This window comes from Emticicia fontis, from assembly GCF_054779675.1.
On record NZ_BAAGXU010000066.1, the window covers coordinates 637,284 to 662,572 of the forward strand.

Consider the following 25,289-nt stretch of genomic DNA (forward strand, 5'->3'; position numbering starts at 1 on the left):
ATTTTAATCTGATTAACGGGTGATGTTCTCAGTACCCATACTTGCACCGCCACCCATTGCCCAACGGCCACGAGCCTTGCCACCCATAATGAGATATTCTACTGTTCCGAAGGCTTGTCCGAAACCATAGCCGATAATCAGATAATCGCCAGAAAGAAAGCCCACACCATTATAGGTAGCACCACCTACATTCCATTGCGCCTGATAGGTATCACCTGTTTTCTGTAACATGAGTTTCCCTTTATAAGGCGCTCCATCAGGATTTTTGCCTGCTACATCAAAGTTTCCTTCGCTGTTTTTAGTTACTACTTCTGTTCCGGTAGCACCGTTCATTTTTCCGGTTGTCCAGACACCCTCAAAATTCTTTTCTGCGGCATTTGCTTTATAAACTACAATCCCATAGTCACCACCGCCAACACCATAACCTACAAATAATTTCCCATCGGCTAAAAGACCTATACCACCATAGCTACCAGCTGAAGTAACCCAATCGACGTCATAAGCTTTGCCCACTGCTTTGATAGTCAGGTTTCCTGTATACGAGTTTCCGTTAGGCAATTTGCCTTCTTCAATTTTCCATGCACCAGTTTGTGCAAATGTGGTTTCTGTTAGCATAAGCGTGAATAGAATAAAGACTAAAGTTTTCATGGCTTTTAATAAATCTATGTTTGATTGACCCCACAAAGTTGCAGGGAAAAACCCTATGCCCAAAGTCTGAATTTGAATATGGAGGTTTCGGTTTTGTAAATGGAGGAAATATACTAATAATCGGCTGATAAGTACTAATAGAATGGGAAAATCGTAATGTAGCGTTTATTTCTTATCTGAATTGGCATTGAGCTTTCTCAATTCGTCCCGAATCTCGACTAATAAATCATCTACCTGTGGCTTGGCTTCTGTGTTTTGCCCCAGGGCTTTCAGGAAAAAATACAGGATGGTACCTACAATCACAAAATCGAAAGTTGCTTGCAGGGCTTCTCCCCAACCGATTTTTACTGATAGTACTTCTGTATATCTGTTCTTTAAATCAATACCTCCTATCAGAACCCCGATCACAGGCATAAAGACTTTATCTATTAACGCCGAAATAATCTTCTGAAAGGCCGTACCAATTACTACCCCTGTTGCAAGGTCAAGAATATTGCCCCGCATCAAAAAAGTTTTAATTCGCTTATAAGTACTCATAAAGCTATTTATTCTGTTCTGTCAGTTGGCGGATAAGGTTCCCCCCTGCCGGAATCCAGTCTGAGACTTTAGAAATAACTGTAGGAGCTACCTTAATAACGGTAGGATAGGTAATAGAATCTTTAGTAAGATGCTTCGGTAAAAATATATCAATAGCACTCATGAGCCAAAGAAAGGTACTGATACCAAATACCCAGGTAAATACCCCTACTACAGCTCCGGCAAAACCATCAATTGTGCCTAAAATGGTAAATCGTAAAGCTCTACGGAGCATCCAACCCAATTTATTGATTAAGAATATAGTAGGAAAAAAAATGAGAGAAAAGCTCAGGTAAGGAAGAAAACGATTCGCCAGCTTTTCACCAATAGTTGGTGCGAGCAGATTCATACCAAAGCCTAAAAACTTGAAGCCGACAACAATAGCTACAATAAAGGCTATCACGCCTATGATTTCAATAAACAGCCCTTTTACATAACCGCGATAAGCACCGTAGAAAAGGATAACGATAAAAACTAAGTCAAGCACGTTCATGTGGTAAAGCAGGATTTTCAGGATTAATACGTAAAACTCCCGGAAATATTTCTTTCCTAATCCTATTAATTCTTACAAAGATATACCTTTTTGCAACAAAAAAGGGCAGTCTTTCTCAAAACTACCCTTTAGTTTATACGCTTATTATTGATATTTCCCACCGCCATATTTGGCAATATGCTCTTTTATCTTGCTGATACGGTTTTCAGGGCTTGGGTGGGTACTCATAAATTCGTCCTGACGGGCGCCACCACTGGCTTCTTCCAGAATCTTCATCACCTCTATCATGGCATTAGGGTCATAGCCTGACTCAATCATGTATTTTACCCCAAATTCATCTGATTGTAATTCATCTTCACGACCAAATTTCATTTGCTGAATCTGGGCTACATATTGCGCTATCTGGCCTGCACCCATACCCGAGTAAGGGTCGGTAGTGGCTGTTGCCACAGCTCCTACTAATCCCTGATAAAAATCAGATTTAGCCATTTGTTGTGCCGAGTGTCGGTGAATGACATGACCCACTTCGTGGCCTAGTACGCCAGCCAGTTGCGCTTCGCTTTTCAGGCGTTTCAATAAGCCTACGGTAATAAATATTTGTCCTCCCGGTAAGGCAAAAGCATTGACCGTTTCCGGGTCTGCCAATACATGGAAATCAAACTGATAAGGTACTTGTTTACCTTTTGCTCTGGCTTCTTCTTCTACTTGCTTTACTATTTTATAACCCACTGCTTTAGTTTCCTGTTGCACTTCATTGTCAGGGTATACGCCACCGTATTCTTGCGCCATTTGGGGTGCACTTTGTAAACCCATCGCTACTTCTTGTTCAGGTGTTAAGGCAATGTGCTGTTGCTCACCTGTCAGGGGGTTTTCCTGATTTTTGCCATAGTAACTAATGGCAGCAATCACTGCCATGATTACTCCAATGATAAGCCTGAGTGTAAATCCTGATGATCTCATAGGTTGTATTATTTTATAAAGCTTTTATCTACGCTTAAGTACTAAAATTATAAGCAATTGTTTGCGAAAAGTAACATTTTTTTAGAAAACTAATCAACTATTGTCATCATTTCCGTTATCGGCCTATTATTTACTTTGTTTATTTTAATATAGAAAGTGCTGCATTAATATACGTATAGTTCTCTGGTTGAAAATGGTGAATCGGTTTTACTACCTTGGTTTCACCCAGACGCACAATAATGGCGTTCTTTTCTTTGATGGCAAATACATACTGTCCGAACAATCCATTCATGGATGGAATAGCCATCCCATTATGGTTTACAATCCAGAATTGATAGCCGTAATAATCTACCGGCTTACCTCCCTCAGTTGGGTCTTTCAGATAGCTAGCGGGTGTCATTGCTGCTTTCATATAGGCTTCCGGCACAATTTGTTTGCCTTTCCATTGGCCGTCAGTCAGCATTAATTCTCCAAATCGGGCATAATCACGAGCTACACCATTAAAACAACAAAAGGCCTTCTCATGTTTTTTCTCTCCATCCAATAGCCATAAGGCATCGTGTTCTGCTCCCATTGGCTTCAAAAAATATTCAGAGGCTAGCGTTGAAATATCTTTACCAAATGCCTTTTCAAGCACTAATCCTAACACCTGAGTATCACCACTTCTGTACTCCCAGTTTACACCCGGTGCTTCTTTTGCTTCCATCAAATCTATTACATATTGTTCATCATCGGCATAATACATTCTAGCAGAAAGCCCCAGATAACTTTGGTCTGATTCTTTATAGTTACTGCCCGAACTCATGGTGAGTAAATCTTTGATACGCACTTTAGATAAATCTCCCTCTTTAAAATGCGGAACATAATTACCCACAGGCTGATCTAAAGATTTGATTTTCCCCTCATTCAGGCCAATTCCCACCAGCATAGAGATTATACTCTTTGCGGCAGAAAAAGAACCACTGATACTGTCTTTATTATAGCCATCCCAATAGCGTTCGTACAATAATTTACCATTCTGAATAACCAGAAAAGCATGAGTATTGTTAGAATCAATCTGCGCAAGCAGATCGGCAGGAATCTGCAATTTATTATATGCTGAATCTAATGGCCAGAGCTGTGGCATATTGCTGTTTTCAACTAATCGGGTCGGGTGAGTTCTGAAATCAAAGATAGAATGCTTGCCCCACGAAAGGTAGTTTCGGATATGCTCGAAAGGTGGTAAAAATAGCAGCCCGAACAATAGGAAGGTGATTGCCGTGACGGCAATAACGAGTTTTTTAAACATACTGGATAATGGTTTGGAGTTGAGAATTCTATGAAAAGTTGTGCTGTTTATCTGTGTGAAATTTACGTTAATTCTGATGAATGAAACAAGGTTTTAAATGGAAAATTTATTTGCTTATGTTCGGGTTGATTATCAATAAATTAGGCATTATTTAGGAAAATTCTAAAACTAATTATTGGAAACTGCTGTTAAAAATAGTAAGTTTGAATTAGTTGTCATGAAAACGATTGGCTAAACCTAAAAATATATTAAGTATGACTGACGAGCAATTATTGGCAGAAGAACCCCTGCTTATTGAGGATAAAACCCGATTTGTCCTTTTTCCTATCAAACATAACGACATCTGGCAATTTTATAAAAAACACGAAGCCTCTTTCTGGACAGCCGAGGAAATTGACCTTTCGCCAGATTTGAAAGACTGGGAAGGACTGAGTGATGGGGAGCGTCATTTTATCTCTCACGTATTGGCTTTCTTTGCTGCTTCTGATGGTATCGTGAACGAAAACCTGGCAGTCAATTTTATATCCCGTGTACAATTTGCCGAAGCTAAATGTTTCTATGGTTTCCAGATTATGATGGAAAACATTCACTCAGAAACCTATTCGCTTCTGATTGATACTTATATCAAAGATCCTGTTGAGCGTGACAAAATGCTGAACGCCATAGATCATATTCCGTGTGTAAAGAAAAAAGCCGATTGGGCCTTACGTTGGATTGACAACGGAAACTTTATCGACCGTCTGTTGGCTTTTGCCGTAGTAGAAGGTATTTTCTTCTCTGGGTCTTTCTGCTCGATTTTCTGGCTGAAAAAACGTGGTTTGATGCCTGGTCTTACTTTCTCTAACGAGTTGATTTCTCGTGATGAAGGTCTGCACCGTGATTTTGCCTGCTTACTATATACGCAATACATCAAGAATAAATACGAAGCTCAAAAAGTATATGATCTGGTAAAAGATGCCGTAGCGATTGAGAAAGAATTCGTGACTGATGCTTTACCTGTTTCATTAATCGGTATGAACTCTGAATTGATGTGCCAGTATATCGAATTCGTAGCCGACCACTTGCTCGAGTCTTTAGGATTAGAGAGAGTGTATAATGCTACCAATCCTTTCGATTTCATGGACATGATCTCATTACAAGGAAAAACCAATTTCTTCGAAAAACGTGTAGGCGAATACCAGAAAGCCGGCGTAATGTCGGGCAAAGAACAAATGTCGTTCTCACTAGACGAAGAATTTTAAGATAACAACATTTTGTTACAGTAGTTTGGTAAGGATAGGGGCAAAAGATATTTTGTCCCTATTTTGTTTAATAATCTAAACCTTGAAGCCTTATGCCCGACTTACAACACTTCCTCCTATTTGCCTTGGCAGCCTTGATGCTGAACATTACGCCTGGTAACGATATGCTGTTTGTCATTACCCGCAGCCTGAGTTATGGCACCAAGGCAGGTATCTTTGCTGCTTTGGGCATTGGAGTAGGTTGTTTTGTACACATCTTTGCTTCAGTGATCGGTCTATCACTCATTATCCGCCAATCAGAGTTTTTATTTAATCTGATTCGATATGCCGGAGCAGCTTATCTGATTTACATTGGTATTAAGAGTTTCCTGGAGAAGCCATCGACCATGCTTGTCAATGAAGGACAAGTACATAAAGACTCATCGCTTAAAACCTTGCGACAAGGGGCTATTACTAACGTATTGAATCCGAAGGTTTCGCTCTTCTTTTTGGCTTTCTTGCCTCAATTTGTAGACAATCAGGCAGAGAATGTTACTACTCAGATATTGGCTTTAGGGCTTTGGTTTAATGTTTCGGGCACTGTAGTGAATGTATTAATTGCTCTATTATTCAGCAAAGTAGTAGCCAAGCTAACCCAATTTCAACAATTCTGGAAATGGCAGAATAAGGTATCTGGTGCGATGCTGGTAGGTTTAGGCCTTCATATTGCTTTGAAGAAATAAGCTATAGTCTTTCATAGAGTTTCATTAACTGTTCAGCAATGGGTTTGGCAGCAAATTGTTTTACGTGCTCCGAGCCTTTATTGATTAATCGATTCTGCAAGGCTTCGCTGGTAAGCACATGATGCATTTTTTCGGCTATATCATTTATGTCTAAAGGATTGGCATATAAAGCCCCTTCTCCCCCGGCTTCTTCCAGACATGAGCCTGTGGCTGCCACTACCGGCACACCGCTATGTAGTGCTTCTATAATTGGTATTCCGAAGCCCTCGAATAACGAAGGATATACAAATAAAGAACACCCCTGATAGAGTGCTGGTAAGTCTCCGGCTGGTACGCCGGTCAGAAAATGTACGCGGTCTTGAATACCTGATTGCTGCACATATTGTTTCAGTTCATCCTGATATTTCGATTGCCCTCCTACCAGAACTAAATTATGTTCTTTTGTAGGCAATTGCTGAAATGCTTTAATTAAGCGCAATTGGTTTTTTCTTTCAGTAAAAGAAGCTACACATAAAAGGTAATGTTTTTGGATATTGTACTTTTGCAATACCTGTTGAATGATTGTCTTGTCAGGTATTTTCTGGCAAAAAGTAGGCTGGCATCCCTGATAAATCACCTCAATCTTATCGGCAGAGACCTGATAAAAATCGATAATATCCCGTTTGGTTTGCTCGCTTACAGCCACTATCGCATCAGCATTCTGGCAGGCATATCTGAATTTACGTTGATACACCAATCGGTCAAAGGCGGGATATTGTTCTGGATAACGCAGGAATATCAAATCATGAATACTTACTACTGATTTTACACCGGCTTTCTTAAGGCCATAAGGTATTTCATTGCTTAACCCATGAAAAATATCAATTTTATCCTTTTGCAAATCTTTGGCGATAAACCAGCTTCGCCATAAAGCAGATGGTAGACTGGCGTAGGCTACGGGTAGTTTGACTTGTAGTTTACTCGGAAAATCAGCCAATGAATTGTGCCAGTTGCCTTTGATTTTAGGTGTATAGGCAAAGTATTGATGCGCCGGTGCGTGTTCAAGCAGCGCTTCAATAATGAATCTGCTATAATTACCGAGTCCGGTATAATTATTAAAAGCCCGCTTTGCATCAAAACCTATTCGCATTGAACTATCTTTTCATTAATTTTGTAAATAATCATTGGGGCTGATGTTTAGTAATGCCCCAAATAACACTCAATATTTTTTCCCTTTTGGGGCTCTATGGAATATCAAATTTATACATTACCCAATGGTATTCGCATTGCACACCGTCAGGTACCTTATACACAGATAGTACACTGCGGACTAATGCTCGACATGGGTAGCCGTGATGAAAAACCCAATCAGGTAGGTCTGGCCCACTTCTGGGAACACATGGCGTTCAAAGGTACAAAAAAGCGTAAATCTTATCATATAATTAATCGATTAGAATCTGTAGGTGGTGAATTAAATGCATATACTACCAAAGAAAAAATCTGTTTTTACGCCTCTGTATTAGATAATCATTTCGAAAAATCGGTAGAATTACTCGCTGATATTACTTTTCATTCGATTTTCCCTGAAAATCAGATTGAAAAAGAGAGAGGCGTGATTTTAGAAGAAATGTCGATGTATCAGGATTCACCAGAGGATGCCATACAAGATGATTTCGATAGTATTGTCTTTGCAAACCATCAGTTGGGGGCTAATATTCTGGGTACGCAGGACAGTGTAAAATCTTTTACCCGTAAGAGTTTACAACAGTTCATTAACGATAATATGGATACCGACAAGATTGTGTTTGCCATTGTCGGAAATATCCCATTCAAAAAAGCGGTTCATATTGCTGAGAAATACCTGAAAGATATACCTCCGCGTAAAACGCACTTAAAGCGTACACCGCCGCAAAGCTATCTGCCGCAAAGTGTTAATATTACCAAAACCATTACTCAGGCACATTGTGCGATTGGTCGCCCGTCTTATTCATTGACTGATGAACGCCGTTTGCCGTTTTTTATGCTGGTAAATCTATTCGGTGGGCCGGGAATGAATTCTCGTCTGAATATGACTTTGCGTGAGAAATATGGTTTGGTCTATGGCATTGATGCGAGTTACTCGCCGTTTATCGATACTGGTTTTCTGGGTATTTACTTTGCTACGGATAAGGCCAATCTTGAAAAAGCGAATTCGCTTATTCTGAAAGAAATGCAATTGCTAAAAGACAAACCTCTGGGCAAATTGCAGCTGCACACAGCCAAAGAACAATTGATGGGGCAACTGGCTATGGCCGAAGAAAGTAACCAGAGCTATATGTTGATGATGGCAAAGAGTGTATTGGATCTGGGACGAGTAGAATCCTTGGAAAATATCTTCTCTGAAATACGCAAAATTGAAGCAGAAGAACTGCAAACGATTACCCAGGAAATGTTTGACGAAAACCAGTTGAGCTATCTGACTTTCTTGCCTGAATAAAAACATAACAAGAAAGAATTATACTTTTTTAAGCATTTACGATGGGTTGAATCAGCCTTTCACTGACTTTTTTTACATTTGATTTTCTTGAAACTCTTGGCGCAATGAAAAATATATATTTTACTGCCGGTCCAGCCGAACTATATCCCAAATTTGAGGAATTTCTTAAACAAGCTGTTGATGAACAAATCGGTTCCATCTCTCATAGAAGCGGACAATTCAGAAAAATTTATCAGCATTGTGTCGAGAATCTTCGGATTCTGATGCGTATTTCTGAGTCTTCAGGTATTTTCTTCACAGGTTCTGCCTCAGAGGTATGGGAACGTATTTTATTGAATATGGTAGAACACGAAAGTTTCCATCTGGTGAATGGCTCGTTCTCTGAGAAATTCTATAAATATGCTGGAAGCCTCAATAAGTTTGCCCATAAACAAGAGAAACCCATTGGCGAAGGCTTTAGCTATGCCGAAATAGAAGTACCCGAATATGCCGAGTTGATTTGTACTACCCAGAATGAAACCAGCACAGGCGTACAAATGCGTGAGGCGGATATTCATAAGCTGAAACGCAGCAACCAGAAAAGATTTGTAGCAGTTGATATGGTATCTTCAGCCCCAATCCCGGAATTAGATTTAGATTTGATTGATACGGCTTTCTTCTCGGTACAAAAGGCATTTGGTTTACCTGCAGGCTTAGGCGTATGGATTGCCAATGAAAAATGTCTGGACAAAGCCAAAAAACTGGCCAAGCAAGATGGCATGCACATCGGTGCGCATCATACCCTACCTACGCTCTGGAAAAACTTTGAAACCTTTGAAACCCCTGCTACCCCGAATGTGCTGGGCATTTATCTCTTAGGCAAAGTAGCCGAAGATATGAATAAAACAGGGATAGATGCCATCAGAAAAGAAACAGACGAGAAAGCGAAGAAAATCTATAAATATCTTGAAACCAGCAGTCTTTGCAGTATTGCAGTTACAAACCCTGAGCATCGTTCAAAAACGGTGATAGTAGCCAATACCACCAAACCATCAAAAGTAATTATTGATGCGCTGAAAGAGAAAAACATGATTCTGGGTAGCGGCTATGGCCCCAATAAAGACTCTCAGATACGTATCTCAAACTTCCCTTCGAATACCCCTGAACAAGTGGATAATTTATTGAAGGAGTTGAAGAAGTTGGAGTAAGTTATGATTGTTCTGAACTTTGATTTAGCTGATTGACCTGATTTCATTGATAGTATCAGAGCAATCAAAATAATCAGGTCAATCAAAGTTCAAACAAATAGCCTGTAAGGCTGACTCAAAATTATCATTCAAGAAATATTCAATATCTTTGATATTGAGATTTGGTCTAAAATTTGGCGTATTAACAGGTATCCACATATTTGTAGAAACTTTGCTTTCTGCTTTTAGAACAATATAAGCCCTGCTACATTTTATTGCTAATTCACCTTGTTCATCTGAAACTATATTTGTAGCGCCTATATAAAATAGGTCTTCAGCTATATATCCAACGTTCCATTCAAGAGAAATTACTTCTTGAAAAAGCAGATAGCTGTAATCAATGAATTGAAGATTTTTCGAACCGTTTAATGTATGTTCACTAATTCCAACATTAATAATTGGTATCAGTATTTTATCGCCTTTTCTGAATATTTTCCCTCTAAATGATTCAACAGTATCAATATTGTCTGTTTGTATATCAAATATTCCAAATGAATTACGCATTTATTTAAAGTTGAATAGAAACTCACTATAATTTAGTCATCTTCCCTTTCAATCCACTAGGGTACATAACCGTCAACAGCACCACAATCATCAGAACGTTAAATTCCACGCCGTTTCTACCCCCTCCTACTACAAACCAACCTTCTTTCATGTGAACCATGACAATGCCTGCAATCAGGATAATGATGGTGACGATACATGCCCATTTGACATATCTTTCAAAAACCAGACAGAAGGCTGCTACTACATGAGAAAGTTTGATTGCCCACGCTAACAAAACACCATAAGGAGCAAAGCCTGCTTCGTTCAGGTAATGCTTACCGAAATCATTTATCCCATTATTCAACATTCCAGGTACGCTGTGCATAATCAGGATAATAGCTATGGCTATTCGTAACAAGAAAGTATTGTTAATGTTCATTGAAGGATTAGTCTAGGTCTAGCTTACGCTTGAATAATCAAATATAATAGAAGGCAACATAAAGTCTGAAGTTAATATATTAATTTAGTTTATGGAAATTGACCGATATGTGTTTTAACAAAATTATAAAGCGTTTCTATTAGCAATTCTTCCTGATCAAAGTAGTTTTTTTTAGCCTTAATGTATAAAGCGTCTTCTCTTATTTTGTCATGAGCTAATAAAAAACCTTTTTTTTTGTTCTTATACTTTTTATTAAAATACGAACTTCTTTCTCTGCATATTTTTATATTATTGGCTAATTCAGGTAAATCAAGTTTTTTTTCAATATGCTCTGTCACTATATCTGTATGATAATGTATGGCACTATCAAAGTCTTCGCAATATTCAAAAAAAAGCCATTGTGCAACAGTAGCGAAACAAAACTGCGTAGAATCCAACATTTTAAATAACTCGAAGTTAAACCAACCGTACACTCTTATATCTTGCTCCTCCTTAACATTGGCTTCTATCTTTTTTTCTATTACGTCCAAAATCAGTGTAATTCCTCTGCGTTTGTCTTTAGAATAATACTTAAAAATTAATTCCGTACTGCTATATACTTTACTTTCAATTTCTTTGAGCGAGGTTTCAATATCAAAACTGTTTTTTATTAGGCATTCCTCCACCAACTCTTTAGGGGCTCTGGTTTTCTCTACCAGATTATTTATATATTCTTGCTTTAGAATATTTTCGGCTTGCTCAATATCTCCATTTGTGGCTTCAATAATCTTCAGCGCATGAGCCATTCCTACCGGGATTTTTTGTCGTAAGATTTTGAGATTTTCTAAGTAATTTGTACTCATCACAGCTTCATTAGTTTAAATTCTTTTCGCGCAAATTACGATTATATATTTTCTTCTTAACTAAAATTTCTCTTCAAATTCCTTATCTTTGAATAACCCAATTACAATTTCCAATATACTCCCAACACCCACTTTTATGTTAAACAACGCAGCAAAAAACATCGAAGAATATATCGGTAGTTTCCCTGAAGATGTTCAGCAGATTTTAGAGAAAGTAAGAGCTATTATTCAGACTTGTGCACCTGAGGCCAAAGAAGATATTAAGTATGCCATGCCGACTTTTGTATTGAATGGGAATCTGGTGCACTTTGCGGCATTTAAAAATCATATAGGGTTTTATCCGGCACCTACCGGAACAGAGGCATTTAAAGAAGACCTGGCACCCTATAAAACAGGCAAAGGTTCTATCCAATTTCAGTTAGATGAACCTATCCCCTACGACCTGATAAAAAAGATTACGCTATTCAGAGTAGATGAAAATCTGAAAAAAGCCAAAACCAAATCTAGTAAGAAAAAAGCCGAAGCTTAATTTATTGATTGAGATAAGGATTTGTCCGGCGTTCCAGGCCAATCGTAGTTGGCTCGTTATGTCCCGGGTATACTTTATAATCGTCATCTAAAGTCATTAATTTGGTATTGATACTATTCATGAGGTCAGTATAGCTAGAAAGTGGAAAATCATAGCGCCCAATGCTTCCTCTGAATAATACATCTCCACCAATAACAAATTTCTGTGCGTGGTTGACAAAAGCGATATGACCAGGTGCATGGCCGGGTACAAAAAGAATTTCTAACTCAGCATTGCCAAATTTAATAGTATCGCCTTCATTAATAAACCCATCGGCCTCAACAGGCTCGTAGCCTTGTATACCCCATATTTTACAACGGCTTTCTACGTCTCTGAGGACAGGCAATTCTTTTTCATGCATAAGCATCTTTACGCCAAATTTACGCTTTACATAGGCGCTACCAAAAACATGGTCGAGATGGGTATGCGTTTGCAATAGATGTTTAACTATCAGTTGATTATCTGCAATGAAATCGGCTAATTCTTCTTTCTCATATTGCGCCAGACAACCCGGGTCGATAATTACGGCTTCCTTGGTTTCATCCCACAGCACATAGGTATTTTCGGAAAATGGCGAAAATGTAAAATAATGGATATGTATCATTAGCTATCTATCAGGAATTGTGGGGGTAAAGTTAGGAAGAAAATAAGTTTAACTGTATTTCTCTAGTAGATTTATGAAGTCTGGGTCAGTTAGGTATTCTTGCCAGTCTTCGTCTTTCTTGATAAACTCTATAGATTGTTCTTTATTTTCAAGACTATTTTCAAGATAAACTAACGCTTGTGTTTTGTCTTTTTTTAAAGCATATCCACATGCTAAGTTATACGACTGTCCACCTAATTCTGCTGCTTTTTGATATTTTTCGAAAGCTTCTTCAAAAAGATGAGTATCGTTTGTTAGCCTTGCCAGACTAGCGATAGCAATTCCCCAATTATTGTAAGTATCACTATCATTTGAATCTAATTCAACAGCAACTTGAAATTTATTAAAACTATCGCTATAAAGCTCCTCATTATTTAGCAATTCAGCCAGATAACAAATAGCTACTCCCCAATTGTTATAAGCGACGCTATTATTGGGGTTTAATTCTGTAGCCAATCTATATTTTTCAAAACCCGAACGATATAGATTTTCATCACTTATTAATATTGCTAAATTACAAATGGCAATTCCCCATTTGGTATAAGTATCATCATCAGTTGGGTTTAAATCAATAGCTGATTCGTATTTCTCAAAACTAGCTCTATAAAGTTCTGCATCATTTAGTAGTTCGGCTAAATTAGAAAGAGCAATTCCCCAATTCATATAAATACTCTCATCGGTTGGATCTAGCTCAGCAGCTAATTCGTATTTTTCAAAACTAACTCTGTAAAGGTCTGTATCATTTAATAGTTCGGCTAAATTAGAAAGAGCAATTCCCCAACCATTATAAGCAGAACCATTATCAGGATTTATTTCAATAGCTAATTTGAATTTCTCAATACTATTTCCAAGAAGTTCCTTATCATTTAAAGACTTTCCAAAATCGGAAATTACCAATCCCCAGGAACAATAAATATGGCTATTACGAGGAGATAACTCAATAGCTAACTTGTATTTTTCGATTGCTTTTTCGAACTCATTCTCTAAATGAAGCTTTAAGCCTTCATTGCAATATTCTAAAGCTGTGCTCATTAAAAAAATTTCTATAAGAATTTATGCCACTACACTTTTAGGTTTTAGATAATATTTGAATATCAAATTAATCTTTACCAAAGTAAATTATTAGTAATGGTTTGAGTTGATAAAATTATTAAATGAAAATGAATGTCATTTAAAATGGCCTTTTGTAAAAATAGTCAAATTTCACATATTACCTAAACGTAAAGAAGATATTTATACTCGAAGTTCTGAGAAAACTAAAAGCCCTATTCTCTACCTATTTTGCAGAGAATAGAGCTAAAAATAATTTGTTTTACTTCTCCAGATACTCTTTCAATCCGGTATTCACGATATATGTCCATCCTTCCACAAAGTTGCCTTTTGCAAAATCAGGGTTTGACTGGTCAAAGTTTTCAAGACCTTCGTGTGTGAGTACCAGTTTTGTTTTATCTCCTTCAGGAAATAGTTCGAAACTTACCAGCGAATCGCCCTGATAGCCATCGTAACGCCAGCTATAAGCCAGCTTTCTTTCTTCAATCACTTCTGTTATTTTGCATACATGCAAATATTGTTTCCCATCATCCGGGCCGCCATAGAACTTAAATTCAAAGCCTACTTCGGGTTTAAAATCTTCAAAGTTAAAATACCATTGTTTCAGTTGTGCGTTTTCGGTGAGAGCTGCCCAGACTTTTTGAATAGGAGAATCATACACCCGTTCGATTTTAATAGCTTGATTGTTCATTTTTCTGTGCTGTTTTTGTGAATTTAACTATTGAAGTTGTTTAGGATTATTCCTTTCATTTAAAAATGTGTTGTTTTGGCTACGCCTGCATCAAATAATTTCAACCATAGCTCTGCTATGTTTTCATCATTTGATTTGACTCGCTCAAAACACCACTATTTTTAAAAAGTAACGAAAATCCTAAACAACTTCATTCTGATTTTTTAAGAAATCATCCAAAGCATCTAATTTATTGTTCCAGAATTTACGATACTGGTCTGCCCATGCTGATACCTCATTCAGCTTATCGAGTTTTGCCTCGCAATAGCGCTCTCTTCCCTCCTTGCGAATAACAATCAGACCGCATTCGGTCAATATCTTGATATGCTTGGATATAGCAGGGCGGCTAATATCAAACTGTTCAGCCACGGCATTCAGGTTCATGGTCTGGTTGGCTATCAAGCCAATAATATTTCTTCTGGTAGGGTCGGCTATGGCCTGAAAAACGTCTCTTCTCATTGTCAATCTCGTTTATGTAACCAATCAGCTACGAATATATTTGTAACAATTCGGTTACACAAATTTTTCTTATTAATTTTTAGCTATTCGTGTTCAATGAGTAGAAGATTTTGGAGTAGGAAAAGAAGCTGTGTGTTAAAGTTTACAGATACCTGATTTTAAGTTACAATGGCTCTATCACTACTATATTCTTTATATTGCTCTTCTGCTACAATCTTCCAGATTCGCTCTACGCTATCTACCAGCTCAGTAAAAGTATTGTATAAAGGAGCAATGCCTAATCGGATATTATCGGGTGGACGGAAATCAGGAATAATCACTTTTGACTCATCATGGGGCTTAATCATGGCCTGGCTGATGCGATAGCCTTCAGGGTGACGGATGGAAATATGGGAACCTCTCTGGTTGACATCAAGGGGGGAAGCAATACTAAAACCTAATGGCACTAATAATTGCTCAATCAATTCAATCAGGAATTCACTTTGCTGCCGACTCTTGGCTCGCAGTCGATCTATACCTGCTTCTAAGGTAATATCCAGACCCGATTCTATTGCGGCTAGTGAGAGAACGGAGGGTGTACCCACTGCAAAGCGCTGGATGGTATCTTTAGGTTGATAATCAAGGCTGAAATCGAAAGGTGTCTGATGGCTGAACCATGCCCAGATAGGGCTTTGTAATTGCTTTTGCAAATCTTTGCGGATATATAGAAATGCAGGTGCACCCGGCCCGCCGTTGAGGTATTTATAAGTACACCCCACAGCCATATCAGCCTCCGATTCATTCATATTAACAGGTACTGAACCGACTGAGTGGCTTAAATCCCAGATGACTAAGGCATCTTTCTGATGCGCTAAAGCATTTATACGTGGCATATCATACATAAAGGCACTTTTAAAAACCACATGGCTTAATACAATCAAAGCTGTATTGCTATCTAACGCCTCTTCAAAGGCTTGTTCAGCAACTGTAATTCCATCCTGGCTTTCTATCAGGTTGAGAGAATGGTCTTTGAATTGTTGCTCAATCAAGCCCTGTAAGATATATAAATCAGTAGGAAAATTAAGGGTATCAGAAATGACTTTCTTTTTGGATGAATTCAGGCTTAAAGCTGCAAAAGCCAGTTTATAGAGGTTGAGCGAGGTAGAATCACCTACGAAGATTTCATCGGGTTGGGCGCCAACAATTTGGGCTATTTTGGCTGCTGTTTTTTGAGGCAGGTCTATCCAATGTTCGTTCCAGCTCCGTATCAGTCCTTTGCCCCATTGATTCGTTACTAGATTATTAGTTTGTTCAATGGTTTTCTTTGGTAGCTTTCCTAAAGAATTACCATCGAGATAAATCGTATTGGGTTCACTAATAAATTCTTCTTTGAAATGAGATAGCTCATCTTTCTTATCCAGTTCAAAGGCTTTTTGGTATAGTTCGTTAATCATTGACGAAGAGGTTTTTTAGGTCAGGGGGAAGTGTATAAGTTTCGATAATTACAGTAATACCCTATTTTCGGGGTTTTTCTTTTTCATCAAAATCGGTCTGATAGACAATTCTGCCGTTATAAGAGTTGGAGACTTTTATCCAATCAATAGAGCCTGCCCCATTAAAAGTAAAGCGAAGATCCACTAATTCTGTAAACGTCTTACTCCCTTCAAAGGTATTTTTGAAGACCAGCTTGTCGTTGATAAAGACTTCCACTACATTCCCCAGGAGTTTTATTTTACAATTATTCCATTCATTCTGATTCAAGCCAAACTCATGTAAATCATAATTTTTCCCCGGATGAGGCGTAATCCTTCTGAAAACGGTTTCGCCGATGGATAGTTTGGCAAAATCTGCGCAACCAACCATAGTAAAGCCTGCATACGCAAAATTAAAGTTTTTGTCAATTGCTACCATTTCCATATTATAACAACCTTCTCCCCCTTCGCTTTCAGGATTTTTCATTCGGGCTTCAAAGCTCATACTATCCATCCTTATGCCAAAATCCTGGGTAAGTGCATGGATAGCATTGTTATAATCATTTTCATTTTTAAGATCATTCCGTAGTTCTTTAGGGTCAAAATGAAAAACACCGTCTTTAATATAGTTCTTCACTGTGCTGATATTGGTTGTCCAGGCCTTTTCATAAGCCAATCCATTTCCCCAGGCTGCCCATGTATCAGGTTGTGAATAAACGATATGATTAAACTCCTTAATAACCCTATTATTCACGATCAATTTTAACCGATAAACACCCGGATAAAAATAAGTTTGTGAAATGGTATCTCTTAGTTTATTACTTTTTGTAATGTATCCGATCGTATTATTAATAGTTACCACACGCCCTACTCCTAGTTCAACTTCTACATTTTTTACTCTTTTTATTTTTCCAAGATCATAAACAATACGGACGGCTTGTGGGTATTGTCCTACTGTTTTGACAATCTTAAATTGTATATTCTTGAGCTCATCTGCAGAAAAAGGACGGGTTATCCACCAATTGAACAGAAAATAACTGCCCAAGCCAATCAATGCCAGCGCTACTATACTATACAGAATCTTAAGAAATTTTTTCGTAGATACGGGTTTTACTTCCTGAAAAATAGTATAAGGTTCATTATTTAGCCGAAGTAATTGAGATTGGGTTAAGGCAGGAAGAAGAGATTGGTCTACATTAACATAGTTGATGTTAACAGTCTGGTTTTCCAGGTCTTTATTTTGTTCTATGAAGTCCGCCCAGTTTTTGTAGCCTAAATATAAAGCGATAGCTGTCCGGGAGTGTGTCTGAATACGAACCTCTTTGCCCCCGTACTCAAAAATAAATCTCCGCAGAAAATCTTTACTGAATAAGTATTTTTTTGTTTCGCCATTTAATTGCTCATATAAATTCTGTTCTATATCAGCCAGCAGCGACTCTAAAAAGGCATTCTTACTTTTGAGGGTTTCGAAACTAACAAATTCGTCAAAGTCTGCCTGCCATTTTACCTCCCACTCATCTATAATCTTCTGTAAAAACTGCTCACGCAGTTCAAACATATACACCTTGTCTTTCAGTAGCATTATTCAATAGCCCTTTTCATGGAATAAGTTTCTTAAAAATACGCTTTTGCAAAAGGTTTTGCAAAACTTTTTTTTTAGCAAAGCAGGTTTTGCAAAAGATTTCCCATCAGGTAATTACATATTTGACATCTCAATCTGCTATTTCTTTAAAAGATACGCTTTCTAACCTTAATCGGATACCTTATCCGCTCAATTGATTAACCTGATTATTTATACATGAAAACACACTTTACATTCTTTTGTTTGTATTAACCTTTACTTAAAACCCTTTATATAAATCATGGAAACGCATTTAATAGCCATTGGTGGTCGTAAAAAAGTAAATCCGGCAGAAGTAGTTTTTCTGTTAGCGGATAATAATTATACATTTGTGATGTTTGAAGACGGGAAAAAAGTTCTGGTAGCCACTACCTTAAGTATATTAGAAAAACGCTTCGTTACTACTAATTTCTTCTATAGAACCCACCGTTCTTTTCTGGTGAATCTGCAACACATTGAGACCCTGGAGGCCAACAAAGCAGTATTAAAAAACAAAACCTCCGTTTTAGTCTCACGACGTAAAAAGGAGGTTCTGTTGGAAAAACTTGGTAATACTATAGCCAACTTAAAGTCGTTTGATTTATCAGCAGATGAAACCTACGAGTCATAGGTATTATTCTCACCTGAATCTTTTCTTCTTATTCTTCACCGCACCACCAGGTTCGTTTTCTTGTGTTTTCTTTTTCGGATGGGATAGTAAACGCTCGGCTAGATCAGCACGGTTGAGTTTGTGCAAACGGCTACGAATCCAGCTTTTAAACTCGGGCTTATACCAGAAGAAGAAACGGTTTTGCGCCAGTTTTTCTTCTTTGGTTTTAGCCGTTTTGATTGGCTGTAAGGTATAAGGATGCACGCCCGAATAATAGATAACCTCGGCTACCGTCATAGGCGTTGGCGTAAAGTCCTGTACTTGTTCTAGCTGGAAACCTAAATCTTTGGTTTCGGCAGCCAGATTGGCCATATCGGCTTCTTCACAACCCGGGTGAGACGAGATAAAATAAGGAATCAGCGGTTGTTTCAACTCATGTTTATCCTGAATCTTATCGTATTTCTGCTTGAATTTCTTAAAGTACTTAAATGATGGCTTACGCATTACCCGCAGCGTGTCGTCAGAGGTATGTTCAGGCGCAACCTTTAAACGGCCTGATACGTGACGGGTAACCAACTGTTCCATGTACTCGTCATGGTTGCCATCCTGGTTATTTTTATTGAAATCATCCACCAGTAAATCATAGCGTATACCTGAACCCACAAAAGCTTTTTTCACTTCGGGGTGAGCATCTACTTTCTGATAAATTTTGGTTAATGGTTTATGTGAAGTATCCAAGTTAGAACAGATAACCGGATGAATACAGCTCGGTGCCTGACAACGGGCACAGATTGATTCATCTTTACCTTTCATTCGGTACATATTGGCCGATGGCCCACCTAAATCAGAGATATACCCTTTAAACTCAGGATGCTGCACAATCTGGTCAACCTCTTTCAGTATAGATTCTTCGCTTCTGGATGCAATGAATTTACCCTGATGGGCAGAGATGGTGCAGAAACTACAACCCCCAAAACAGCCCCGATGCATATTAATCGAGAACTTAATCATTTCGTATGCCGGAATCGGCCCACGTTTTTTGTATTTGGGATGCGGTAATCGGGTATAAGGTAAATCAAACGACTGATCAATCTCTTTCTCGTCCATAATCTTGAACGGTGGATTAATCACCAATGTCTGGTCAGCTATTTTCTGAATAATACGATTGGCCTGCCACTTATTCGATTCTACCTCTACTATCTTAAAATTAGAAGCGTATTTGATTTTATCTTTCAGACAAACCTCATGGCTTGCCAGCTCAACTGTATTCCAGCCCCTATCGTCAGGCAAAGCCTCTGTGCTATCCTGCAAATAAGCAACCTGATTTACATTTCTGATGGTATTGAGCGGAACACCTTTTTTCACCAGTTTCAATATCTCACGCAAAGGCTGCTCACCCATGCCATACACCAATAAATCTGCCCCCGAATCAGCCAGAATAGAGGGCATTAACTGGTCTTTCCAATAATCGTAGTGAGTTACACGTCTCAAAGAAGCTTCAATCCCCCCTATCAATACAGGCACATCAGGATAGAGTTCTTTTAATATCTTGGTATAAACCGTAGTTGCATAGTCAGGGCGATAGCCTGCTTCACCACCCGGTGTATAGGAGTCATTCGAACGTAAACGCTTATTGGCTGTATAATGATTCACCATTGAATCCATACAACCTGCTGTTACACCAAAGAAGTATTTGGGGCGACCATATTTCTTAAAGTCGCGCAAATCGTCTCTCCAGTTTGGCTGGGCAATAATGGCAGTTCTGAATCCTTCACTTTCAATAATACGCCCGATAACAGCCGTGCCAAAGGCAGGGTGGTCTACATAGGCATCGCCTGAAACGAGTACAACGTCTACTTCGTCCCAACCTCTTTTTTCCACTTCACTCAAAGTAAGTGGCAGCCAATCTGTTATGGGTCTTTCCGGTCTTATAATCATGCTACAAAATTAACGCATTTTTACGAGAAAATCTGCTATTCCCTCGGGTATCCGCCAGTATTGAACAAAAAAATCAACAAAAAAGTCCCATGAGCAGAAATCAATCCTTACGTTTTAACGATTTCATTATCAAATAGATAGCCGAGAGCGACAGGATGGCAACGCCTACACCAATCCATTCAGATAAATTAAGGTTCGATAAAAACCATAGAATCGAAATAGCTGCAATGGTTGGGATCAATAACCCGAAAGGTAATTTGAAGGGAATTTTAGCAGAGGTTTTGTTGATAAAACGATACTTTACAACTGCCAGCACCACACCCAGATAGATGATTAACAAAGAAGCACTGGCAATGATAATTAACTGCTTGAAGCCACCCGTAACAGCAAATATAAAATCCAGAATGGTATATATAATAATAGCCCAATAAGGTGTAGCATATTTTGGATGAACTTTGGCTATAAATGCCGGAGCCCATCCACTTTGTGCCCCTGCAAACAATACCCGGGGATAGGACAAAATGGAACCACTTAAGGAACCGAAAACAGAAATGATACCACCGATAGTAATCAAGGTAGCGCCAAAGTGCCCGAAAATCTTTTCGGCTACTGCGGCAAGCGGTGCATCTTTATGATTCACCAAATCGTTGCCTAAAACACCCTGTGCTACCGATTGAATAATCATATAAAGCAAAATCACAACACCCATTCCCAACAAGATACCCATCGGAATCACCCGATTGGGATTCTTGGTTTCGCCACTTACACTCAGGGCAGCTTCTCCCCCACCAAAAGCAAAAAACAATAATAAGGAGGCGCCTCCGATATTAGAAAACTTAGGCAATGCCTGCCATTTAAGGTTATCAACAGAAACATAAAAAACGCCAACCACAATCAATAATAACAAAGGCACCAGCTTGACAAGCGTATTGATTTTAACCATCGAATTACCATATTTCACTCCTCTGATATTGATCCAGGCAAAACTTCCAAAAATCAATATAAAAAACAGGCTTCTGTAAACAAGTATTTGCAGCGATGGGATATAGACAGCCAGCATATCGGCCATAGCATTAATTACGGCTGCGTTTATCAAAACCCCTGTGCCGAACCAGAAGAGGGCATTTGCCAGAAAGCCTGCAAAGTCGCCAAAGGCATCGTGAATATAAGCATAGGCACCTCCGGTAACAGTCACACGGCTACCGATTTCTGCAAAACACAAGACGATAGTGAACATCAGTATACCACAGAAAATATAGGCTATTATACTGGCTTCGGCAAGATAGGCAGCCACCAAGCCGGGCAGAATAAAAATCCCTGCACCAATAATCATATTGATGGTATTAGCAGCCAGGCCTAGTATATCAATTTCTCTCTTGAGCTTGTCGGTTTCCATTAGTTTAGGGTAGTAAGGATTGTTTGTTCTGAAAAGTAGGAAAAAAATTCGTCTTGAACTTTGATTTAACTGATTTAAATGAAGCATTGTGCGGCGAACCGTGCGACAGTCGCTTCCAGTTCGCCGTGAACCAGAGGTTCACATAGTAATTGTCTGAACTATGATTGACCTGCGCAGCGTCCGCCTATTAATATGATTTTCAGCGAAATCATTAAATCAACTAAATCAAAGTTCAAGACAACAAACCCGTAAATTATACTTTTCTAATGCCTCAGTCTTCTTAGCTCCATCTCATCCTAATCAATCTCAATTCTGGTTAAAATTAAACAACTAAAAAAATCTATAATTTTTACAAGTTTACAAAAACTATCGAAAACGTTTCCGAAAACGAAACCGATAGAAATCAATATCAAATTACAAAAAATAGACAAAAAACTCTTTGTTTAATACAAAAATAACTGTAATATTCTTTTGAGTTTGCTTTCAAACCAATAGTTCGAGAAGTTTAATCAAACAAACAGGAACAGGTATTAATTGTATTTTTTTCAGAATCACCAATCCTTAAGCTATACTTATTTTCAATCTCATCAATCCACTATTAAACATTGGCATTCCAGCTACATAAATCTCATTTTATCAATACTTTATTCAACCATTCATATAAAAATATGGCTACCGAAAAAAACAATAGTATTTCGAGAAGAAAATTCCTTGATCTGAGTAGTAAAGGCGTATTAGCCGGAAGTACCTTATTAGCAGGAATTCCAACCATAGTTCCCTCTTCTGTTTTTGGCAAAAATGCCCCAAGCAACAGAATTAATATTGGAGCAATAGGTGTAGGAAGAATCTCGCGCGGGCACGATATGCCTGGCGTTTGGAAACATGACACCGCCCAGATTATGGCGGTGTGCGATTTAGACAGCAATCGTGTAACATCAGCTCAGGAATTAGTCAATGGCTATTATACCAAAAAGACTGGCAAAGAGTTTAAGGGTGTAACGGGTTATGGCGATTACAGAGAATTATTGCTTAATAAAGATATTGATGCCGTCATTGTCAGCACACCCGACCACTGGCACGCGCCAATTGTGATTCATGCGGTTGAAGCCGGAAAGGATGTATATGTACAAAAGCCAGCTTCTTTAACTATCTCGGAAGGTAGAATGATGGCTGATGCCGTGAAGAAATCTGGTAGAATATTACAGATTGGTAGTCAGCAGCGCTCTACTTCGCAATTCAGATATGCGGTAGAGTTGGTAAGAAACGGAAGAATAGGTAAATTGCAGAAAGTATATGTAGGTTTACCAGGCGATCCATCAGGAAACGAAGAAGCAGAAATGCCGATTCCGAAAAACCTGAACTATGATATGTGGCTGGGTACAACGCCGGAAGTGTATTACACTGAAAAACGTGTTCATCCAAATGTTGGTTTCGACCGTCCGGGTTGGTTACGTTGTGAGCAGTTTGGTGCCGGAATGATTACAGGTTGGGGCGCACACCATATTGATATTGCCCACTGGGGTATGGATACCGAGTACTCAGGGCCAACTGAGATTTGGGGTAAAGCTGATTTCCCGACAAGCGGTTTATGGAATGTACATGGCATTTTTACTACTCATGCACTATACGACAACGGAGTAGAAATGATTATCAGTAATGAGATTCCAAACGGAATTAAATTTGAAGGAACAGACGGATGGATTTTTGTTTCTCGTGGTGACGGAGCAGTGACTTCGAGTGACCCGGTAGCGAAACAGAATGCGGCTAAGAAATTAGATGCCAGCGACCCTAAAATTATTACGTCTGAAATCGGTCCGAATGAATTGCATTTGCCAGTTAGTAATGATCACCATGGCAACTGGCTCGAAAGTGTTGCTTCTCGTGAAGAGCCTATTGCTCCGGCTGAAATCGGGCATCGATCATGTACCGCTTGTTTATTGCATCACGCAGCCATGAAGCTGAAAAGAAAATTGTACTGGGATCCGAAAACCGAGCGTTTTAAGAATAATGATACTGAAGCTAACGCACTCTTATCAAGACCACAAAGAAGTGCCTATGCCATAAAAGTTAGTAAATAACCTTATATTCAACCTGATGAGAAAAAAACAGTTAGCAACGGGGCTTGCTCTCGCATTAATTATGGGAATCAATCAAGAAATAGCAGCCCAGACTTCAAAAGAAATCAAACTGATTACCCTTGACCCCGGCCATTTTCATGCAGCACTGGTACAGAAGAATATGTATCCCGAAGTAAGTCCGGAAGTGCGTGTCTATGCTCCGAAAGGAGCTGATTTAGACTTTCACCTGCAACGAATCGAGGGTTATAATAAACGTGCGGATAACCCGACGAAATGGGTAGAAAAGGTGTATACAGGCACCGATTATTTTGAAAAAATGCTAGCTGAAAAAGCAGGAAATGTAGTGGTGATTGCGGGGAATAATCGTATCAAAGCTGATTATGTACAAAAATCAATCAATGCCGGATTGAACGTTTTGGCTGATAAACCTATGATTATCAATGGTAATGATTTTGATAAATTGAAGAAGACCTTTGCCACAGCCGCTCAGAAAAAGGTATTGCTTTACGATATCATGACCGAGCGTTATGAGATTTCTACTATGCTGCAAAGGGAGTTTTCAATGTTGCCTGCGGCTTTTGGGAAACTGGAAAAAGGAACACCTGAAAACCCTGCCGTAACGAAAGAAAGTGTGCATCATTTCTATAAATATGTATCTGGTAGTGTATTGACCCGCCCATCATGGTTTATGGATATTGCGCAGCAGGGGGAAGGAATTGTAGATGTAAACACGCACCTGGTAGACCTGATTCAATGGGAATGTTTTCCTGAGCAATTAATTGATTATCAGAAAGATATTAAACTGACAAGCGCCCGCCACTGGACTACTGATATGACCTTGAATCAGTTTAAAACTATCACCAAAACAGAAGGGTTTCCTGATTATCTGAAAAAAGATGTAGTAAATGATGTTTTAAAGGTCTACTGTAATGGCGAAATCAATTATCAGATCAAAGGTGTGCATGCCAAGGCTTCGGTTATCTGGGCTTATCAGGCACCTGAAGGTGGTGGCGATACGCATTATTCTATTATGCGTGGGACAAAAGCCAATCTGATTATCAGACAAGGGGCTGAGCAGAACTATAAGCCTACGCTTTATATTGAACCTATTAACAGCGATAAAGCATATGAAACTTCTTTGCTGCAGGCAGTGGCAACAGTAGAGAAAAAATATCCAGGTGTAAGTGTGAAGAAAAATGCCAAAGGCTGGGAAGTAGAGATTCCGGAAAAATATAAAGAAGGACATGAAGCCCATTTCGGAAGAGTTACAGAAAAGTATCTGGAGTATCTGAAACAAGGTAAATTACCTGCATGGGAAGTACCTAATATGCTCGCCAAATATTATACAACTACCCAAGCCTTAAAACTGGCAACCAAAACCCAATAAACA

At 38.8% G+C, this 25,289-nt stretch carries 25 protein-coding genes; 8 read left to right on the forward strand and 17 right to left on the reverse strand.

What is annotated here, in order from left to right:
• Positions 1 to 12: 12 nt before the first annotated feature.
• The 5 genes from ACYVFA_RS28010 to ACYVFA_RS28030 all read right to left on the reverse strand — a co-directional run bounded on the left by ACYVFA_RS28010 (position 13) and on the right by ACYVFA_RS28030 (position 3,965).
• Entirely contained in the window at positions 13 to 648 is a 636-nt protein-coding gene (locus ACYVFA_RS28010; RefSeq protein ID WP_460475174.1) for a hypothetical protein, read from the reverse strand.
• Between the two features lie 165 nt (positions 649 to 813).
• Positions 814 to 1,185 (reverse strand): MscL family protein, encoded by a 372-nt coding sequence (mscL, locus tag ACYVFA_RS28015; protein WP_460475175.1) that lies wholly within the window; start codon positions 1,183 to 1,185, stop codon positions 814 to 816.
• Positions 1,186 to 1,189: 4 nt separating this feature from the next.
• A complete protein-coding gene (locus ACYVFA_RS28020) occupies positions 1,190 to 1,717 on the reverse strand; it encodes a CvpA family protein (RefSeq protein WP_460475176.1) in 528 nt (175 codons plus the stop codon).
• A gap of 144 nt (positions 1,718 to 1,861) precedes the next feature.
• Positions 1,862 to 2,677: a M48 family metalloprotease gene (locus ACYVFA_RS28025; RefSeq protein WP_460475177.1), complete on the reverse strand. Its 816-nt coding sequence runs from the start codon at positions 2,675 to 2,677 to the stop codon at positions 1,862 to 1,864.
• 139 nt (positions 2,678 to 2,816) lie between these two features.
• A complete protein-coding gene (locus ACYVFA_RS28030) occupies positions 2,817 to 3,965 on the reverse strand; it encodes a serine hydrolase domain-containing protein (protein WP_460475178.1) in 1,149 nt (382 codons plus the stop codon).
• 254 nt (positions 3,966 to 4,219) lie between these two features.
• Between ACYVFA_RS28030 and ACYVFA_RS28035 the strand changes: the two genes are divergently transcribed.
• Positions 4,220 to 5,206 carry a ribonucleotide-diphosphate reductase subunit beta gene (locus ACYVFA_RS28035; protein ID WP_460475179.1) on the forward strand — a complete coding sequence of 329 codons (987 nt, stop codon included), beginning with the start codon at positions 4,220 to 4,222 and terminating at the stop codon, positions 5,204 to 5,206.
• Positions 5,207 to 5,298: 92 nt separating this feature from the next.
• Positions 5,299 to 5,928, forward strand: coding sequence for a LysE family translocator (locus ACYVFA_RS28040; RefSeq protein ID WP_460475180.1), 630 nt, complete (start codon positions 5,299 to 5,301; stop codon positions 5,926 to 5,928).
• 1 nt (position 5,929) lies between these two features.
• Here ACYVFA_RS28040 and ACYVFA_RS28045 read toward each other — a convergent pair whose 3' ends face one another.
• Entirely contained in the window at positions 5,930 to 7,057 is a 1,128-nt protein-coding gene (locus ACYVFA_RS28045; protein WP_460475181.1) for a glycosyltransferase family 4 protein, read from the reverse strand.
• 96 nt (positions 7,058 to 7,153) lie between these two features.
• Between ACYVFA_RS28045 and ACYVFA_RS28050 the strand changes: the two genes are divergently transcribed.
• Both ACYVFA_RS28050 and ACYVFA_RS28055 read left to right on the forward strand, forming a co-directional pair.
• A complete protein-coding gene (locus ACYVFA_RS28050) occupies positions 7,154 to 8,383 on the forward strand; it encodes a M16 family metallopeptidase (RefSeq protein WP_460475182.1) in 1,230 nt (409 codons plus the stop codon).
• A 104-nt stretch (positions 8,384 to 8,487) separates the two neighbouring features.
• Positions 8,488 to 9,570 (forward strand): aminotransferase class V-fold PLP-dependent enzyme, encoded by a 1,083-nt coding sequence (locus tag ACYVFA_RS28055; RefSeq protein ID WP_460475183.1) that lies wholly within the window; start codon positions 8,488 to 8,490, stop codon positions 9,568 to 9,570.
• A 78-nt stretch (positions 9,571 to 9,648) separates the two neighbouring features.
• Here ACYVFA_RS28055 and ACYVFA_RS28060 read toward each other — a convergent pair whose 3' ends face one another.
• The 3 genes from ACYVFA_RS28060 to ACYVFA_RS28070 all read right to left on the reverse strand — a co-directional run bounded on the left by ACYVFA_RS28060 (position 9,649) and on the right by ACYVFA_RS28070 (position 11,376).
• The gene (locus tag ACYVFA_RS28060; RefSeq protein WP_460475184.1) at positions 9,649 to 10,113 is read right to left on the reverse strand and encodes a hypothetical protein; all 465 of its coding nucleotides are present in this window, start codon (positions 10,111 to 10,113) and stop codon (positions 9,649 to 9,651) included.
• A 25-nt stretch (positions 10,114 to 10,138) separates the two neighbouring features.
• The gene (locus tag ACYVFA_RS28065; RefSeq protein WP_460475185.1) at positions 10,139 to 10,534 is read right to left on the reverse strand and encodes a DoxX family protein; all 396 of its coding nucleotides are present in this window, start codon (positions 10,532 to 10,534) and stop codon (positions 10,139 to 10,141) included.
• An 89-nt stretch (positions 10,535 to 10,623) separates the two neighbouring features.
• Positions 10,624 to 11,376: a hypothetical protein gene (locus ACYVFA_RS28070; protein ID WP_460475186.1), complete on the reverse strand. Its 753-nt coding sequence runs from the start codon at positions 11,374 to 11,376 to the stop codon at positions 10,624 to 10,626.
• Between the two features lie 136 nt (positions 11,377 to 11,512).
• Here ACYVFA_RS28070 and ACYVFA_RS28075 point away from each other — a divergent pair, with 136 nt between their 5' ends.
• Complete coding sequence (locus tag ACYVFA_RS28075) at positions 11,513 to 11,905, forward strand: iron chaperone (RefSeq protein ID WP_460475187.1); 393 nt, start codon at positions 11,513 to 11,515, stop codon at positions 11,903 to 11,905.
• A gap of 1 nt (position 11,906) precedes the next feature.
• Here ACYVFA_RS28075 and ACYVFA_RS28080 read toward each other — a convergent pair whose 3' ends face one another.
• The 6 genes from ACYVFA_RS28080 to ACYVFA_RS28105 form a co-directional block, all read right to left on the reverse strand.
• Positions 11,907 to 12,548, reverse strand: a complete 642-nt coding sequence (locus ACYVFA_RS28080) for an MBL fold metallo-hydrolase (RefSeq protein WP_460475188.1) — start codon at positions 12,546 to 12,548, stop codon at positions 11,907 to 11,909.
• Between the two features lie 48 nt (positions 12,549 to 12,596).
• Complete coding sequence (locus ACYVFA_RS28085; RefSeq protein WP_460475189.1) at positions 12,597 to 13,619, reverse strand: tetratricopeptide repeat protein; 1,023 nt, start codon at positions 13,617 to 13,619, stop codon at positions 12,597 to 12,599.
• Between the two features lie 280 nt (positions 13,620 to 13,899).
• A complete protein-coding gene (locus ACYVFA_RS28090; protein WP_460475190.1) occupies positions 13,900 to 14,328 on the reverse strand; it encodes an SRPBCC family protein in 429 nt (142 codons plus the stop codon).
• 180 nt (positions 14,329 to 14,508) lie between these two features.
• Positions 14,509 to 14,826 (reverse strand): ArsR/SmtB family transcription factor, encoded by a 318-nt coding sequence (locus tag ACYVFA_RS28095; protein WP_460475191.1) that lies wholly within the window; start codon positions 14,824 to 14,826, stop codon positions 14,509 to 14,511.
• A gap of 158 nt (positions 14,827 to 14,984) precedes the next feature.
• The gene (kynU, locus tag ACYVFA_RS28100) at positions 14,985 to 16,259 is read right to left on the reverse strand and encodes a kynureninase (RefSeq protein ID WP_460475192.1); all 1,275 of its coding nucleotides are present in this window, start codon (positions 16,257 to 16,259) and stop codon (positions 14,985 to 14,987) included.
• Between the two features lie 61 nt (positions 16,260 to 16,320).
• A complete protein-coding gene (locus tag ACYVFA_RS28105) occupies positions 16,321 to 17,835 on the reverse strand; it encodes a hypothetical protein (RefSeq protein ID WP_460475193.1) in 1,515 nt (504 codons plus the stop codon).
• Positions 17,836 to 18,139: 304 nt separating this feature from the next.
• Between ACYVFA_RS28105 and ACYVFA_RS28110 the strand changes: the two genes are divergently transcribed.
• On the forward strand, positions 18,140 to 18,508 hold the full coding sequence (locus ACYVFA_RS28110; protein WP_460475194.1) for a LytR/AlgR family response regulator transcription factor: 369 nt from the start codon (positions 18,140 to 18,142) through the stop codon (positions 18,506 to 18,508).
• 9 nt (positions 18,509 to 18,517) lie between these two features.
• Here ACYVFA_RS28110 and ACYVFA_RS28115 read toward each other — a convergent pair whose 3' ends face one another.
• Entirely contained in the window at positions 18,518 to 20,425 is a 1,908-nt protein-coding gene (locus tag ACYVFA_RS28115) for a B12-binding domain-containing radical SAM protein (RefSeq protein WP_460475195.1), read from the reverse strand.
• Positions 20,426 to 20,525: 100 nt separating this feature from the next.
• The gene (locus ACYVFA_RS28120; RefSeq protein ID WP_460475196.1) at positions 20,526 to 21,821 is read right to left on the reverse strand and encodes an APC family permease; all 1,296 of its coding nucleotides are present in this window, start codon (positions 21,819 to 21,821) and stop codon (positions 20,526 to 20,528) included.
• A gap of 668 nt (positions 21,822 to 22,489) precedes the next feature.
• Here ACYVFA_RS28120 and ACYVFA_RS28125 point away from each other — a divergent pair.
• Both ACYVFA_RS28125 and ACYVFA_RS28130 read left to right on the forward strand, forming a co-directional pair.
• On the forward strand, positions 22,490 to 23,899 hold the full coding sequence (locus tag ACYVFA_RS28125) for a Gfo/Idh/MocA family protein (protein ID WP_460475197.1): 1,410 nt from the start codon (positions 22,490 to 22,492) through the stop codon (positions 23,897 to 23,899).
• A gap of 16 nt (positions 23,900 to 23,915) precedes the next feature.
• Positions 23,916 to 25,286, forward strand: coding sequence for a putative oxidoreductase C-terminal domain-containing protein (locus ACYVFA_RS28130; protein WP_460475198.1), 1,371 nt, complete (start codon positions 23,916 to 23,918; stop codon positions 25,284 to 25,286).
• Positions 25,287 to 25,289: the final 3 nt, after the last annotated feature.